General features: G+C 64.1%; 15 protein-coding genes and 1 pseudogene. 8 read left to right on the top strand and 8 right to left on the bottom strand.

Going from position 1 to position 14,664, the window contains the following annotated elements; genetic code table 11:
• Nucleotides 1-6 precede the first annotated feature (6 nt).
• The 8 genes from CN933_RS00290 to CN933_RS00255 all read right to left on the bottom strand — a co-directional run bounded on the left by CN933_RS00290 (nt 7) and on the right by CN933_RS00255 (nt 8,518).
• On the bottom strand, nt 7-1,671 hold the full coding sequence (locus tag CN933_RS00290) for a GMC family oxidoreductase (RefSeq protein WP_018095818.1): 1,665 nt from the start codon (nt 1,669-1,671) through the stop codon (nt 7-9).
• Nucleotides 1,668-2,762: an ABC transporter ATP-binding protein gene (locus CN933_RS00285; protein ID WP_018095819.1), complete on the bottom strand. Its 1,095-nt coding sequence runs from the start codon at nt 2,760-2,762 to the stop codon at nt 1,668-1,670. The genes CN933_RS00290 and CN933_RS00285 overlap by 4 nt, the downstream gene beginning before the upstream one ends.
• Before the next feature lie 3 nt (nt 2,763-2,765).
• Complete coding sequence (locus CN933_RS00280) at nt 2,766-3,875, bottom strand: ABC transporter ATP-binding protein (RefSeq protein ID WP_018095820.1); 1,110 nt, start codon at nt 3,873-3,875, stop codon at nt 2,766-2,768.
• Nucleotides 3,875-4,117 (bottom strand): hypothetical protein, encoded by a 243-nt coding sequence (locus CN933_RS00275; protein ID WP_018095821.1) that lies wholly within the window; start codon nt 4,115-4,117, stop codon nt 3,875-3,877. Before CN933_RS00275 ends, CN933_RS00280 begins: the two co-directional genes overlap by 1 nt.
• Nucleotides 4,118-4,121: 4 nt before the next feature.
• The gene (locus CN933_RS00270; RefSeq protein ID WP_018095822.1) at nt 4,122-4,982 is read right to left on the bottom strand and encodes a carbohydrate ABC transporter permease; all 861 of its coding nucleotides are present in this window, start codon (nt 4,980-4,982) and stop codon (nt 4,122-4,124) included.
• Between the two features lie 10 nt (nt 4,983-4,992).
• Nucleotides 4,993-5,892, bottom strand: a complete 900-nt coding sequence (locus CN933_RS00265) for a carbohydrate ABC transporter permease (RefSeq protein WP_234704913.1) — start codon at nt 5,890-5,892, stop codon at nt 4,993-4,995.
• Nucleotides 5,893-6,034: 142 nt separating this feature from the next.
• Complete coding sequence (locus CN933_RS00260) at nt 6,035-7,387, bottom strand: ABC transporter substrate-binding protein (RefSeq protein ID WP_018095824.1); 1,353 nt, start codon at nt 7,385-7,387, stop codon at nt 6,035-6,037.
• 60 nt (nt 7,388-7,447) lie between these two features.
• Entirely contained in the window at nt 7,448-8,518 is a 1,071-nt protein-coding gene (locus CN933_RS00255; RefSeq protein WP_018095825.1) for an Ldh family oxidoreductase, read from the bottom strand.
• Between the two features lie 32 nt (nt 8,519-8,550).
• Between CN933_RS00255 and CN933_RS00250 the strand changes: the two are divergent.
• The 8 genes and pseudogenes from CN933_RS00250 to CN933_RS00215 all read left to right on the top strand — a co-directional run.
• Nucleotides 8,551-8,736, top strand: a pseudogene (locus CN933_RS00250) (GntR family transcriptional regulator); the annotation flags it as partial.
• 241 nt (nt 8,737-8,977) lie between these two features.
• Complete coding sequence (locus CN933_RS00245; protein WP_018095827.1) at nt 8,978-9,748, top strand: SDR family NAD(P)-dependent oxidoreductase; 771 nt, start codon at nt 8,978-8,980, stop codon at nt 9,746-9,748.
• A gap of 35 nt (nt 9,749-9,783) precedes the next feature.
• Nucleotides 9,784-10,878: a glycerol dehydrogenase gene (locus CN933_RS00240; RefSeq protein WP_102761185.1), complete on the top strand. Its 1,095-nt coding sequence runs from the start codon at nt 9,784-9,786 to the stop codon at nt 10,876-10,878.
• Between the two features lie 17 nt (nt 10,879-10,895).
• Nucleotides 10,896-11,624 (top strand): SDR family oxidoreductase, encoded by a 729-nt coding sequence (locus CN933_RS00235; RefSeq protein WP_018095829.1) that lies wholly within the window; start codon nt 10,896-10,898, stop codon nt 11,622-11,624.
• 1 nt (nt 11,625) lies between these two features.
• On the top strand, nt 11,626-12,390 hold the full coding sequence (locus CN933_RS00230; RefSeq protein WP_102761184.1) for an SDR family oxidoreductase: 765 nt from the start codon (nt 11,626-11,628) through the stop codon (nt 12,388-12,390).
• Between the two features lie 29 nt (nt 12,391-12,419).
• Complete coding sequence (locus CN933_RS00225; RefSeq protein ID WP_018095831.1) at nt 12,420-13,064, top strand: glucose-6-phosphate isomerase; 645 nt, start codon at nt 12,420-12,422, stop codon at nt 13,062-13,064.
• The gene (locus tag CN933_RS00220; protein ID WP_018095832.1) at nt 13,061-13,714 is read left to right on the top strand and encodes a bifunctional 4-hydroxy-2-oxoglutarate aldolase/2-dehydro-3-deoxy-phosphogluconate aldolase; all 654 of its coding nucleotides are present in this window, start codon (nt 13,061-13,063) and stop codon (nt 13,712-13,714) included. The genes CN933_RS00225 and CN933_RS00220 overlap by 4 nt, the downstream gene beginning before the upstream one ends.
• A complete protein-coding gene (locus CN933_RS00215) occupies nt 13,711-14,664 on the top strand; it encodes a shikimate dehydrogenase family protein (protein ID WP_102761183.1) in 954 nt (317 codons plus the stop codon). Before CN933_RS00220 ends, CN933_RS00215 begins: the two co-directional genes overlap by 4 nt.

The raw sequence follows: 14,664 nt of genomic DNA, 5'->3' as shown, positions 1-14,664 counted from the left end.
TGTTTCCTAGGCTGTCTGGCGATTTGTCGAGGGGCTGCGCGGGGCGATTCCCGCAGGCTGGCGGCGCTTGCCGCCGGTGATGAACTCCACCGCCTTGTCGGCGACGACCAGCACGGCGGCGTTGGTGTTGCCGGAAACGATAGTCGGGATCGCGGATGCATCGATGACCCGGAGCCCTTGGACCCCGCGGACCCGCATCTCGGCGTCGAGCACGCCGCCGGCGTCGCCATTTCGGGCCATGCGACAGGTGCCGACCGGGTGATAGACGGTCTTGACGAACCGCCGGGCATGCTCGGCGAGATCCGCATCGGACACCTTGTCGGGACCGGGAAACACCTCGCGCGCGATCATCGACCGCAGGGGCTCCTGCCGCAGGATTTCACGCGCGCGGCGAACGCCGCCGATCGACAGGCGCAGGTCCTCCGGATCGGCCAGATAGTTCGGATCGACCAGGGGCTGATCCTTTGGATCGGCGGAGGCGAGCCGTACCGAGCCGCGCGAACGCGGCCGGGCAACGCAGGAATTCAGTGTGAGCCCGTGGCTGGCCTCCTGATCCGTATGGTCCTTGTCCAGATAGACCGTCGGTACGCAAAACTGCTGAACCTTCGGGTCGCCGCCAAGATCGTCGGGATCGAAGAAGGCGCCCGCCTCGACGCCGTTGGACGTCACCGGCCCGCTACGGTTGAGAAGATATTCGAGGCCGTTGCGCATCTGCTTCCAGCCACGATCGTGCCCGTAATAGCCGAATGGTCCGTTACAAAGCGCCACGACCGGCGTCTCGGTGTGGTCCTGCAGGTTGGCACCGACGCCCGGCAGGTCGACAAGCGTCGAAATGCCATGGGACTTCAGATGATCCCCAGGCCCGATTCCCGAGAGCATCAGAAGTTTCGGCGTCGCGATGGCGCCGGCGGCAAGCAGCACTTCGCCATCGCAGCCGGCTTCGGCGACAGACCGTCCGCTACCGTTCCCGGAATAGCGTACGCCGACGGCGCGGTCGTTCTCGATGATGAGTGAATGAACGAGACAGGAAGTCTTCACGTCCAGCCGGCCGCTCGCCATGGCGGGGCGCAAAAAGGCATCGACTGCCGAGCAGCGCCGACCGTTGCGCGTCGTCACCTGATAGGCGCCCGCACCGCGCTGGCTTCGACCGTTGAAATCGCCGTTATGCGGCAGGCCGATGCCCTGGGCCGCCAGGACGAAGGCGCGCGAGAGCTCGCAGATGTGCTCGAGATCCGACACTTTCCACGGACCGCCGACACCATGATAGTCGTCGTTCAGCCGCGCATTGTCCTCCATGGCCGTGAAATAGGGCAGCAGCGCATCGTAGGACCATTGATCGTCACCGATCTCGTCCGCCCAGCCGTCGTAGTCGGCCGGCTGGCCGCGCATATAGACCATCGCGTTGACCGACGAACCGCCGCCGAGCACGCGTCCTTGCGGCACGATGGGCCTTCGGCCCCCGAGCCGGGCCTGCGCCACGGACTTGTAGAACCACATGTATTTCTCGACGCCGAGCAGCTTGACGAAGCCGGCGGGCATGCGGATCAGCGGATTGCGGTCGTCCGGTCCCGCCTCCAGGACCAGCACCCGCGCGCCGTGCTCGCCCGCAAGCTTGCCGGCTGCAAGACAACCCGCCGTTCCGCCGCCGACGACGATGTAGTCGTAGCTCACGCGACGATACTCTCGACCTTGCCCGCCTGCGACCGCGGGAACAGCAACAGGTGCTCCGGGTCGATCGAGACCGGCACCGCCTCGCCGCGCTTGGGCGTGACCGACGGATGGGCGACCAGGGTGAACCGTGTATCGCCGACGTCGACGAAGATCAGATTCTGATCCTGCAACTCTTCCGTGATGAAGACCTTGCCGTCGAGGCGCAGCGGGCTGTCGCCTTCGATCGAAAGAAAATGCGGCCGGATCGCCGCGAGGCCCCCCTCGCCGATAGCCTGCGCGGCGGCATGAAGACGCTCCGGCAAAACCAGCTTCCGGCCTTCGAACTCGATCCCCCAGCCGCCGTTCGCCGCCACCACGCGGCAGTCGAAGAAATTGATCGGCGGCTCGCCCACGAAACCGGCAACGAACGCGTTCTTCGGGCGGGCATAGACCTCGTCGGGCACCGCCATCTGCTGGATTTCGCCGTCGCTCATCACCATGACCCGGTCGGCGAGCGCCAATGCCTCCTCCTGGTCATGGGTGACGTAGATCATGGTGTAGCTGAACTTCTGGTGAAGGCTCTTGATGAAGCGGCGCATGCGGTAGCGCTGGCGCGTATCCAGATGCGAGATCGGCTCGTCGAGAAGGAACATCGCAGGGTTGCGCACCAGCGCCCGTGCCAGGCCGACACGCTGCGCCTGTCCGGAGGAGAGGCCCTTCGGCTTGAGGTTCAGGAGCGGCGTCAGCTCCATCTTCTCGGCAATGTCGCGGACCTGGCGGTCGATTTCCCTGTTGTCGACATTGGCCGAACGCAGCGGAAAGGCGATGTTCTCGTAGATCGAGATCGTCGGATAGAGCGCGTAGGACTCGAAGGACATGGCGACGTTCCGGTCGCGGGCGCGCACCTCGTTGACGCGCCTGCCGTCGAAATAGATGGCCCCCTCGGTGATCGTCTCCAGACCGGCGATCATACGCATCGTCGAAGACTTTCCGCAGCCCGAGGGGCCGAGAATGGCGACGAACTCGCCATCGGCAATTTCGAAATCGATGCCGTGCACGGCCTGGAAGGCGCCATAGCGCTTGACGAGTTTTTCAGCTCTGATGGATGCCATTTGTCAAACTCCTGCGGAAGGCGTCGCGTGCGTGACCGCCAGGGCGTTCTGGAACAGATGAATGGCATCGCGCGGGAAGGCGATGGCGACCGTTTCGCCGACACCGAGCGGCGTGCCGGCGGGCACCGAGACGGAAACCTGGTCGCCGCCGATGCCAACCAGTGCGATCTTCATGTAGCCGAGGTTCTCGATGACATCGACGCGGCCGCGAAGCGCGTTGGAATCTCCCTCCCGGGCGATCCGGACCTCGTTGGAGCGGAAACCCACCTGGATCCGCGAGCCGGGCTCGTCGTCGAGGTCCCGGACGGCCTCGGCCGCAAGCGAGGCCACCGGCATTCCGTCCGCCGTAACGAAATCGACGTTGCCGTCGTTGCGCCGCGGCTTCACGGAGATGAAGCTCATCGGCGGGTCGCCGACGAAGGAAGCGACGAAGGCGTTGGCGGGCCGGTGATAGAGATCGGCGGGTTTGCCGACCTGCTCCAGCTTGCCGGCATTGAGTACGGCGACGCGGTCGCCGAGCGCCAATGCCTCGCGCGACGAAGTCGTGGTGAAGACGACAGTCGCGGCCAGGTCCTCCGCCAGCGCCTTCAGTTCGGCGCGTATCTTGTGGCGCAGTTTCGCGTCGAGATGGCCGACCGGCTCATCGAGAAGATAGATATCGGCCGGCCGGATGATCGCACGGCCGAGCGCGACGCGCTGGCGCTGCCCGCCGGAAAGGAAGCCCGGCCGCCGCTCGAGCAGGTGCCCGATGCCGAGAATCCCGGAAATCCGCCTGACCCGCGCCTCGATCTCGGCGCGGTCGAAACCGCGCGCCTTCAGCGGAAAGGCGAGGTTCTCGCCGACCGAAAGGTGGGAATAGAGCGCATAATTCTCGAAAGCCATGGCCGCGTCGCGTTTTTCCGGCGGCACGCGCAGAATGGACGTACCGTTGCGCAGCACGTCGCCGCTGGTCGGCTTGGATATCCCCGCCAGGATGTTGAGAAGCGTGCTCTTGCCTGCGCCGGCAGGCCCGTAGATCACCAGGAATTCCCGGTCCCGCACGGCAAGATCGATCTTGCGCAGCGCGACCTTGGCAAGCCCATATCGCTTGTGGACGGATCTCAATTCGTACATCAGAGGTCCTCCTGCATCAGGGCGGCAACGTCGGCCTCGGCCTGCCGACGCTCGGCGATAAAACGATTGCGCGCGCGGACGACGAAAGCCGCAGAGATCGCGAACGCAACGATGTTCATGACGATGACGGACACCGACCGGCTGGTGAAATACGGCTCGATCAGGCCGAGCCAGACGAAAACGATGCCGACATAGATGAGGATGACGCGGAAGCCGGTGTCCCAGCCTTGACTGAAGCTCATGACCTTATCCTCTCACAGCGCCGAAGGTCAGGCCTCGGACCATGTAGCGTTGCATGGCCAGCACGAAGACCAGCATCGGCAGGACGCTGATGGTGGCAGCGGCCGCGACCGGGCCCCAGAGAATGCCTTGCAGGGTGAAGAAGGACTCGACGCCTACCGTCACGGTGCTCGCGGCCTTGCGGGTCAGGATGTAGGCGAAGAGGAACTCGTTCCAGCTGAAGATCAGCGTGAACACCCCGGTGACCGCGATGCCGGGGGCGGCCAACGGGCACACGACCTTGGCCAGGACCTTCAGCCGCGACAGGCCGTCGAGACGGGCGGAATGTTCGAGCTCGCGGGGAATGTCCTGGAAGAAGGACACCAGCAGCCAGATGGCGAAAGGCAGGTTGAACACCGTATAGGAGATGATCAAAGCCCCCGGCTGATCGAGGCCGATGCCGAAGAAGCGGCCGATGCCGGTCTTGCCGACATCCCGAAAGATCAGGAAGTAAGGCAGGATCACCGCAATCGCCGGAAACATCTTTGTCGACAGGATGAAAAAGAGCAGATGGCCGTCGCCGACATTGTAGCGGGCAAAACTATAGGCCGCGAGCGACCCCGTGACGACGACGATGATCGTCGAAGCGACGGAGATGAACAGCGTGTTCTTGATGTAGAACAGGAAGTTCTTGTCGTAGATCGCGTGCGTGTAGTTTTCGAGCGTCGGGGTGAACAGGAAGCGCGGCGGCGACACCATGACCGCATCGGCGGGCTTGAACGAGGTGATGATCATCCAGGCGATCGGAAAGACGATGAAGCCGAGCACGAGCACGATCAGGCCGTAGCGGAGCGCTTCCTTGGCGAAACTTGATTCACGTTGCAGCATGGCGCTCTCCTCAGCCTTCCGATGCACGGGACGAAAATTGGGTGAGCAGCGGGCGCAGCGCGAAGAGGCTTGCGACCAGCATGGCGTAGAGGAAGAAGATCGCCATGGTGGATGCATAGTCCATCCGGAACAGCTTCAGGCCCGTACGGTAGAGATAGAAGGTCATGGTTTCGGTCACCGTGCCCGGTCCGCCGCGCGTGAGCACCGCCACCGCGTCGTACAGCCGGACGCTGTCGATGGTGCGCAGCACGAGGACGAGGAAGAGCACCGGCTTCAGCATTGGAAAGGTCAGGGTGCGAAGCACCCGGAAGGTGCTGGCGCCATCGAGTTCGGCGGCTTCGAAAGGCTCCTTGGGCAGGGCCTGGAGACCGGCGAGCGCGATCAGCGCGACGAAAGGGGTCCATTGCCAGACATCGAACAGGATGACGGACCAGAGCGCGATCGTATAGTCGCCGAGCCAGTTGGGCTCCGGCAGCCCGACGAGACCAAGGAAGTAGTTAATCAGTCCGAACTGCGTGTCGTAGAGATAGCGCCAGAAAAGGCCCGTCACCGCGGCCGAGGTGGCAAGCGGCAGGATCATCAGGCTGCGGATAACGCCCTTGCCGGCCGTGGCGCCGTGAATCAGGAAGGCGATGGCGATGCCGAGCACCATTTCGAGGGTGACGGCCGTCAGCGTGAACTTGAGCGTAACCCAGACGGAGCTCCAGAAGGCCCTGTCGTGCAGCACCGCCCGGTAGTTGTCGAGACCGACGAAATCTCCGATCCGGCCGCGCGTCAGGTCGGCGAAACGAAAGGACACGTCCAGCGCATAGGCGAGCGGCAGCAGGGCGAAGACAAGAATGACCAACATCGCAGGCACGACGAGAAGGATCGAAAACCAGCGATCGGACATGGCAGTCGGGCTGGCCACTCCCCTTTCCCGTGACGCCGGCACGGATAGCGACTGCGACATCAAACTCCTCCAGAAGGTTGCGCGGGGTCGTCCGCGCCTTTCGATCGATCCGCATGGTGGGCAGGCGCCCACCATGCATTGCGTTGAGGGATGCCTCCGATCACTTGCCGATCGGGCACGGGCCGCCGCAAATCTTCTCGACTTCGCCGGCAAGCTGTTCGGCGGCCTGGCGGGCCGAGATCTGGCCGGCAGCGGCCGATTGCAGCGGGATCTGCATCGTGTTGTAGATCTTCGCGCCGAACGGCGTGTCGAACAGGTTCGAGCGGAAGCCCTTCATCGACTCGAAGATTTCCAGGAGCGTTGCGAAATGGCCGGTCTTCGCGCGGCTCTCCGGTGCGGCGAAGGCCGGATCGGAAAGAACGCTCATCAGCGTGGAGGTCCCGCCAGCCTTGGCGAACTCCATCTGCGCATCATGTCCGCCGATATAGGCGACGAAATCCATCGCCTCCTTCGGGTGGGCGGATGATGCGGAAACCGCCAGCAGGAAACCGCCGATATAGGCTTTCTTCTCCGGCGCCTCGGCGACGCCCATCTGGGCTCCCGGTACTTTTTCGGTCTGCACCGCATTCGGCCACTGATCGAGGAAGAAGGAATAGGTCTGCGCGATCTGCCCGTCCTTCATCTGGTTCATGACCCCGTCATAGGTGACGGTAAGCGCGGCCGGCGGCGCGTATTTGACCAGTTCAAGATAGTCGTTCATCGCCTTTTCGACGGCATCGACCGGTACCTTGCCTTCGTCCGTCAACCAGTCGGCGCCCTGGGACCAGAGCACGCCGGACATTTCGTCCTGGATCTCCGGGAAGGGACCAGCCATCAGGCCGACGCCGTAAAAGTCCTTGGTGAGCTTTTCCCCTTTCAGCGTCTCGCCAGCCTTGCGCGTGAAGAACTCGGCGATGTCGCGGTGCTGCGCCCAGGTGGTCGGCACGGCGAGGTCGTAGTTGAAGCGCTTCTTGAAGGCTTCCTTTTCGGTCGGGTCGTCGAACAGGTCGGCGCGATAGATGTAACCGGCCGTGTAGGTGTAGTAAGGCAGGCCCCAGACATCGCCCTTGTACTGCGTCGTCAGCGCTGCGAGCGTCGGCGCGACATCGTCGAGTTGCTCCTTCTTGTCCGCGAAATATTCGGTCATCGGCAGAATGAAGCCGTTTTCGGCGAATTCCGCCTTTTCGGAGGTTTCGAGGGTCACGACGTCATAGGCACCCGTCTGGCCGACCATTTCGATGACCTGCTTGTTGTAGAGCTGCGAGTTGTCGATGTTGACGACATTGACCTTCACGCAGTGGCCCGCCTCGAAGCCCGACACCAGCTTCGCCATGGCATCCGTGTAGAAGCCCGCGATCGTGGACCATGTGATCGGCACGCGATCCGCATCCGCGCATTCCTGCGCCATGGCGGCCGGCGCCGTCGAGGTCAACAGCGCTGCGGCCAGCAATCCCTGCTTCAGCATCGTTTTCATTCTATTCCTCCCCAGTTGGTGGCCGGAGGCTCCCTGCCCCGGCACGTGTTGGCTATGAAACTAACTCCCCTCGGAGTTTCCGGCCGGTTCGGCCGGATCCCGCAGCAGACCAAGAAAGGCCGCGGTATCGGGATCGATCGGGATGCCGGTCTGCGCACGCGCGGCTTCGACACGCCATTCGCGGTCGCCAGGCGCCAGCACTTCGCCCCCCTCCTGCGCGGGCGCGGCCCGCAGCGCTTCCAGATAAGCAGCCATGCCCCTGTTGAAGACGTCGCGTCCGCCAAATCGGTCCGGATCGATGGCAAGCAGGAAATGACCCATTCCGCGCGGGGTCGAATAATCATCCGTTCCGACCATGGGCATGAGATCGTGATCGAGGGTCATGCCCTGCAGGATGGCCGACAGCAGCGTCGCGACGCCGGCAAGAGCTGCACCCTTGAAGGAAAAATCCACACCGCCGAGCGGCAGAAGCGTCCTGCCATCGGAAGGCTCCACGGTCGGGCGGCCCGCCTCGTCGACCGCGACCCCCGCCGGCAAAGACACTCCGAGGGACTTGTAGAGGAGCAGCCGGTTCAGCGGGATAGACGAGGTTGCCATGTCGAGCAGCCAAGGCCGCGCGCCGCCGCTCGGCGCGGCAAATGCCAGGGGGTTGGTGCCGTGGAAGGCCTCGCGACCCTGAAACGGCGCCACGACCCTGTCTGAATTGGTGGTGGCAAAGCCGATCATGCCCGCCTCGGCGGCCACCCGTGCATAGGCGCCGGCCGCGCCGAAATGCGAGGAACGGATGACTCCCACCGCGCCGATGCCGCTTTCGCGCGCCAGTTCGATGGCCTGATCCATGGCGACATAGGCCGCGTGATGGCCGAGCGCGTTGTCGCCATCCACGACGGCCGTGGCGGCCGCGGTCCGGCGGACCGTCATGCTCGGCGTGCCGTTGACCCGGCCGCCGCGCAGCACGCGGTCATAATGAACCACCAGCCGCACGCCGTGACTGTCCACCCCGATGCGCGAGGCGTGCATCATCGCCCGCACCGCTGCAGCGGCCGAGTCCTGCGCAGCGCCGGCCTGGCGCAAGGCGTTCTCGACTCGCGCTTCGAGCAAATCAGGGGCAACTAGTGTCTGGACGGACATGTCAAGCCTACCTGGAGATTGCGGGCGACGGGGCCTCCTCGTTCGAAGACCATGTGTGCCTTGCCGAGCTGGTCGCGAGCAGTGACGACGACGCCGCAATCGACCTCATGGGACGGCGCATCGCGTCGACGCGAGAGCACTATCCGGCTGCGGCGAAGGCGCGCGACGCTGAAGGGGTGACGGCGACCAAGGGACGACGCCGGGCAACCCGTCGCTGAGCTCCCACCCTTCCAGCGGTCCGGCCGGAAACGGCGTTGAAGCAGCACGCCCATGCAATAGCCCTCCTGTAGCTTAGCTACATTTAACCGGGACAGCGCCAGGGATAAATTAACTCGTCCCCCCGCGTAATCCGGCAATTCCACCTCTGATAGTTAGATTTTCGGATTGACACTCGATTGTCAAGGTAATTAAACTACATTTTTAGAGGCGCCGGGATGCGCATAGCCAGGGAGGGGAGAAGTGTACGCTGAGCTTTTCAGACTGAATGGGCGCGCCGCTTTCATTACTGGCGGAAGTCGCGGCATCGGCTTCGCCTGCGCCGAGGCTCTTGGCGAAGCCGGTGCGCGCGTGGCCATTTCCGCCCGATCGCGCGACGAAGGCGAAAAGGCTGTCCGACAATTGAAGCAGAAGGGGATCGAGGCGATCTACCTGCCCGCTGACATTTCCAACGAGGGCGCCGCGCAGCAGGTCGTCAGGCAGGCAGCAGCAGAGTTGGGCGGGCTCGACATCCTCGTGAACAATGCCGGGATCGCGCGCCATTGCGACAGCCTGAAACTCGAGCCGGAAACCTGGAACGAGGTGATCAACACCAATCTGACCGGCCTTTTCTGGTGCTGTCGCGCGGCTATCGAGACGATGGCGGCGGCCGGCCGCGGTTCGATCGTCAACATCGGATCGATCTCGGGTTACATAAGCAACCTGCCGCAGAACCAGGTCGCCTACAACGCCAGCAAGGCAGGCGTACACATGTTGACGAAGTCGCTCGCGGGCGAATTCGCCAAGAGCAACATCCGCATCAACGCCGTCGCCCCCGGCTATATCGAGACAGCGATGACGCAGGGTGGCCTGGATGATCCCGTATGGTCGAAAATCTGGCTCGGCATGACGCCGCTGGGCCGCGCGGGCAAGGCCAGCGAAGTGGCGGCAGCGGTGCTGTTCCTGGCTTCGGACGCCGCCAGCTACATCACCGGCTCGGTGCTCACCATCGACGGTGGCTACACCATCCACTGACCTACACATCACCATGCAGCGATAGGAGCAATTGAATGGCACGGGCATTCGGCGGTCCGAACAAATACATCCAGCGCGCGGGCGAGATCGACAAGCTGGCGACCTATCTGGCGCCGCTCGGCAAACGCGCGCTCGTCCTGATCGACCGCGTGCTGTTCGACGCACTCAGCGAACGCATCGGCAAAAGCTGCGGCGACTCGCTCGACATCCGCTTCGAGCGGTTCGGCGGAGAGTGCTGCACCTCCGAGATCGAGCGCGTCCGGCAGGTCGCAATCGATCATGGCAGCGATATTCTCGTGGGCGTGGGCGGGGGCAAGACGGCCGACACAGCCAAGATCGTCGCCATCGACACTGGAGCGCGCATCGTCATCGCACCGACCATCGCCTCGACCGACGCGCCCTGCAGTGCGATTGCCGTGCGCTACACCGAACATGGGGTCTACGAGGAGGCACTCCGCCTGCCCCGCAACCCGGACGTCGTCGTCGTCGATTCCGCCCTGGTTGCAGCCGCACCGGCACGCTTTCTCGTCGCGGGGATCGGCGATGCGCTTTCGACCTGGTTCGAGGCTCGCTCCAACATCGAGTCGCGCACGGACAATTATGTGGCCGGCGGCTTCCCCGCTACCGAAGCCGGGATGGCAATCGCCCGGCATTGCCAGGATGTGCTGATACGCGATGCCGTCAAGGCGAAGATCGCCGTCGAGGCAGGCCTGCTGACGCAGGCGGTCGAAAACATCATCGAGGCCAACACGCTGCTATCCGGCCTCGGTTTCGAGAATTGCGGCTGCTCGGCCGCGCATGGCATCCATGACGGCCTGACAGTGCTGGAGGAGGTGCACGGTTATTTCCACGGCGAGAAGGTCGCCTTCGGCACGCTTTGCCTGCTGATGCTGGAAAACCGCGACCGATCCGAGATCGAGACGATGATACGCTTCTGCCGCAGCGTCGGACTGCCGACCAAATTGGCGGACCTCGGCGTCGTCGATGACGTGCCCGCCAAGATCGGGCGCGTGGCGGAAGCCGCCTGCCGGCCCGGCAACATCATCTATGCGACGCCGGTCACCATCACCGTAGCGGCCGTGCGCGACGCGATCCTGGCGCTCGACGCTTTTTCACGCAGCATCCACTGACCGACGGGAGGCAAACCATGACCGGCAGAAAGCCGCTCGTCATGATCACCGGCGCAAGCGCCGGCATCGGACAGGAAACCGCGCGCGTCTTCTCGGCCGCCGGTTATCCCCTGCTCCTGATCGCCCGCCGATCCGAACTGATCGAGGCGATGGCGCTTCCGAACATGCTCGCGGTCGCCGCCGACGTCCGTGACTATGATGCGCTCGCAAGCGCGATCCGGCAGGGTGAGGCGCAGTTCGGCCCGGTCGACTGCCTCATCAACAATGCCGGTATCTCCCGTCTCGCCCGGCTCGACGAGCAGGACCCAGCGCAATGGCGCGATCTCGTCGATATCAACTGCCTCGGCGTTCTCAACGGCATGCACGCGGTCGCTCCCGGCATGAAGGAGCGGCGCCACGGCACCATCATCAACGTCTCCTCCATCGCAGGCCGCAAGGTCTATCCGCACCATGACGTCTATGGCGGCACCAAGCATTTCGTACATGCCGTCAGCGAAGGAATGCGCCAGACCATGTCGTCTCATCGCGTCCGCGTCATGGTCATCTCGCCCGGCGTTGCGAAGTCGGAGATCGACAAGACCATCACCCACCAGAACGCCTACGACTTCTGGGACAGCGGCCGCAAGCAGCTCGACGGCGGGCTGGATGCCAACGACATCGCGCGGACCATGCTCTTTGCCTACGAGCTGCCGCAGGACGTCAATCTCCAGGAGATGACGATCACCCACACAGGCCAGGAATTCTGACATGACGGAAGTCCCCTCCTTCGACGACCTGCTTGATTTCAGCGGCAAGACCGTCGTGGTCACGGGCGCCGCCACCGGCATCGGCAGGGCAGTTGCCGAAGCTTTCGCCGCGAAGAAGGCGCGCGTCGCGCTTCTGGATCGCGACGCCGCCGTTTCGGATGTGGCCGTTTCGCTCGGCACCGGCCACATCGCCCATGTGGCGGACGTGACGGACGAGCAGGGAGTCGAGCGCGCCGTCAAGTCGGTGACCGAAGCCTTCGGCCGGATCGACATTCTGATCAACAATGCCGGCATCGGGCCGCTTGCCCCTGCGGAAAGCTATCCGACGGTCGAATGGGACCGTACGCTCGCCGTCAATCTCAAGGGTGCCTTCCTCATGGCGCGCGCCATCGCCCCCGGCATGCTGGAGCGGGGGTCGGGCCGCATCGTCAACATGGCCTCCCAGGCGGCGGTCATCGGCATCGAGGGCCATGTTGCCTACTGCGCCAGCAAGGCGGGCATCATCGGCATGACGAACTGCATGGCGCTGGAATGGGGTCCACGCGGCGTGACCGTCAACGCCGTCTCGCCGACAGTGGTCGAAACGGAGCTCGGGCTAACCGGCTGGGCTGGAGAGAAAGGCGAGCGCGCCCGCGCCGCCATCCCGACGCGGCGCTTCGCCAAGCCATGGGAGATCGCCGCATCGGTACTCTACCTCGCCAGCGGCGCGGCCGCGACGGTCAACGGCGCGAACCTCATGATCGACGGCGGTTACACGATCGCCTGAACCAAGAACGAGACATACGAGGAATTACTTTGACAAAGCTATTTGAGCCCGCAGGGTGCCAGGTCGATCTGCGGACCGGTGCCATGAGCGATGCAACGGGCGCCTATCAGAAACGCTTCCGCGATCTCGCCGGTCTTTATGCCGACGAGGCGGCATTCTCTGCCATGCAGGAAACCTGGAACGATACGGTCGTCTACGAGGTCTCGGAATTCCGCCCCAACGAACGCACCGGCGACCTCATTTTCGGTATCACCCGCATGCTGCCGGGCAAGGTGGGCGAAGAGTATTTCGTCACCCGCGGCCACATTCACAAGCAGTCGGACCGGCCGGAAATCTACTACGGCCAGAAGGGTCGCGGCCTCATGCTCCTGGAATCTCCGGAGGGCGAGGTCCGCGTCGTGCCCATCGACGCGCAGACGGTCTGCTACGTGCCGCCGTACTGGATCCACCGTTCGGTGAATATCGGCGGCGACGAGCTCGTGATGCTCTTCTGCTACCCTGCCGACTCCGGCCAGGACTACGACTGCATCGCCAAGGCGGGCGGCATGCGTGCGCGCATCATCGATGACGGCAGGGGCGGCTGGAAGCAGGTCGACAATCCCAATTGGCGGATGCGCGACGCGGCGACGGTCGCCGCGCTCTATGGCCGCGAAAAGAAGGAGAAAACCGCATGATTGCCCCGTTCGACAAAGCCGCAACCCTCGGCGTCGTTCCGGTCATCGCGATCGAGCGCTCCTCCGACGCCGTCGCGCTGGCCGATGCGCTTCTCGAAGGCGGCTTGCCGCTTGCCGAAATCACCTTCCGCACCGAAGCAGCCGCCGAGGTGATCGCGATCATGGCCGAGAAGCGCCCGGAACTGCTGGTCGGCGCCGGGACGATCCTGACGCCGGATGCTTTGCGCGCAGCGATCAGTGCGGGTGCGCGCTTCGGCCTCGCGCCCGGTTTCGACGCCGAGATCGTCGCGGCCGCCAAGACCAAGGATTTTCCGTTCGCTCCAGGCATCATGACGCCCTCCGACCTGACGGCCGTATCCCGCAACGGCCTGAAGCTCGCCAAATTCTTTCCGGCCAAGGCGGCCGGGGGCCCGTCGATGCTGGAGGCGATCAGTGCTCCCTTCGCCCATCTCGGCACCCGCTTCGTGCCGACCGGCGGCGTCAGCCTCGACAACATGCATGAATGGCTGAAGCTTGGCGCGGTGGCCGCCGTCGGCGGCACCTGGATCGCCACCAAGGCTGACATCGGCGAAGGTCGTTGGGCCGACATCACGGCAAAGGCGCGCGCGGCAGTCGCACGGGCGAAGGAAATACGCGAGGTGACCCGATGAGCCGCTACCAGCCCGCGACCCAGCCAACTTTCTATTTCATCGGGGTGACGACGGCGAAGAGCTCGATCATGCGGGTCTTCCCCGCCTGGGCGCGTCACCTCGGCCTGAAGGACGCGGTCCTGAAAGGTATCGATTTTCCGCTTCATGCCGATCCGGCGGCCTACCGCGAGGCCGTTTCCTTCATCAAATCGGACCCGCTGTCGCTCGGCGCGCTGGTCACGACCCACAAGATCGACCTGTTCAATGCGGCACGTGATCTCTTCGACGTGATCGATCCGCATGCACTGCTGATGCACGAGACGAGCTGCCTGTCCAAACGCGGCGGCAAGCTCGTCTGCCACGCCAAGGATCCCATCTCATCGGGTCTCGCCATCGACGGCTTCTTGCCGACCGGCCATTTCGCCGAAACCGGCGCGGAAGTTCTGTCGATGGGAGCCGGCGGTTCGACCATCGCCATCACCTGGCATCTCATGCAGGAAAAGCGCGGGGACGATTTACCCTCCCGCATCGTCGTGACCAATCGGTCGCGCCCCCGCCTCGAGGAATTGAAGCGGATTCACGAGGCAATGGGCGCCCGCGTGAAGGTCGATTATGTCCTGGCCGACAGGCCGGAGCTGAACGATGCGGCCATGGCCTCGCTGAAGCCCGGTTCCATGGTGATCAACGCGACCGGTCTGGGCAAGGACGCGCCGGGTTCGCCGATCACCGATGCCGGCCTTTTCCCCGAGCGTGCCGTCGCCTGGGACCTCAACTATCGCGGCGACCTCGTCTTTCTCGATCAGGCGCGACGGCAGCAGGCCGCGCGCGGGCTGCAGGTGGAGGACGGATGGACCTATTTCCTGCACGGCTGGACTCAGGTCATCGCGGAAGTGTTCGATATCGTCATTCCGGCCTCCGGGCCGACCTTCGACGAGATTTCGCGGATCGCCATCGAGGCGGCAAAGGGGTGA

It is taken from the genome of Sinorhizobium sp. M4_45 (genome assembly GCF_002885915.1).
Taxonomy (GTDB): Bacteria; Pseudomonadota; Alphaproteobacteria; order Rhizobiales; family Rhizobiaceae; genus Sinorhizobium; species Sinorhizobium meliloti_A.
Note: the sequence above shows the minus strand (reverse complement) of the source record. Positions and strands in the feature narration are given on the sequence as shown.

Excerpts from the sequence above, each read along its gene's own strand:
- CN933_RS00275 (WP_018095821.1), bottom strand. The coding sequence starts at position 4,117 with ATGAGCTTCAGTCAAGGCTGGGACACCGGCTTCCGCGTCATCCTCATC.
- CN933_RS00235 (WP_018095829.1), top strand. The coding sequence starts at position 10,896 with ATGACCGGCAGAAAGCCGCTCGTCATGATCACCGGCGCAAGCGCCGGC.
- CN933_RS00220 (WP_018095832.1), top strand. The coding sequence starts at position 13,061 with ATGATTGCCCCGTTCGACAAAGCCGCAACCCTCGGCGTCGTTCCGGTC.
- CN933_RS00240 (WP_102761185.1), top strand. The coding sequence starts at position 9,784 with ATGGCACGGGCATTCGGCGGTCCGAACAAATACATCCAGCGCGCGGGC.
- CN933_RS00260 (WP_018095824.1), bottom strand. The coding sequence starts at position 7,387 with ATGAAAACGATGCTGAAGCAGGGATTGCTGGCCGCAGCGCTGTTGACC.
- CN933_RS00285 (WP_018095819.1), bottom strand. The coding sequence starts at position 2,762 with ATGGCATCCATCAGAGCTGAAAAACTCGTCAAGCGCTATGGCGCCTTC.
- CN933_RS00230 (WP_102761184.1), top strand. The coding sequence starts at position 11,626 with ATGACGGAAGTCCCCTCCTTCGACGACCTGCTTGATTTCAGCGGCAAG.
- CN933_RS00270 (WP_018095822.1), bottom strand. The coding sequence starts at position 4,982 with ATGCTGCAACGTGAATCAAGTTTCGCCAAGGAAGCGCTCCGCTACGGC.
- CN933_RS00215 (WP_102761183.1), top strand. The coding sequence starts at position 13,711 with ATGAGCCGCTACCAGCCCGCGACCCAGCCAACTTTCTATTTCATCGGG.
- CN933_RS00280 (WP_018095820.1), bottom strand. The coding sequence starts at position 3,875 with ATGTACGAATTGAGATCCGTCCACAAGCGATATGGGCTTGCCAAGGTC.
- CN933_RS00255 (WP_018095825.1), bottom strand. The coding sequence starts at position 8,518 with ATGTCCGTCCAGACACTAGTTGCCCCTGATTTGCTCGAAGCGCGAGTC.